This window comes from Mycobacterium sp. UM_Kg27, assembly GCF_000972905.1.
Lineage (GTDB): Bacteria > Actinomycetota > Actinomycetes > Mycobacteriales > Mycobacteriaceae > Mycobacterium.
In genome coordinates, this window is sequence record NZ_JRMM01000378.1 from 1 (window position 1) to 241 (window position 241).

At 66.8% G+C, this 241-nt stretch carries 1 pseudogene; it reads left to right on the plus strand.

The features are described 5' to 3' along the window. Positions 1-241: pseudogene (locus tag LI94_RS24910) on the plus strand (IS3 family transposase); the annotation flags it as partial.

The following is a 241-nucleotide window of genomic DNA, read 5'->3' on the forward strand; positions in this document are numbered from 1 at the left end:
AGGCCGACATCGATGACGGCGTCAAGGCCGGCACCACCACGTTGGAGTCGACCGACCTGCGTGCAGCACGGCAGCGGATCAGGCTGCTGAAGCAGGAGAACGAGGTCCTGCGGCGGGCGGCAGCGTATTTGTCGCAGGCGAATCTGCCGGGAAAAGGCTCTACCCGCTCGTAAGCGAGCTCGCCGCCGACGGGATCCCCGTGGTGGTGACGTGCCGGGTACTGGACATTGCTCGCCAGCCC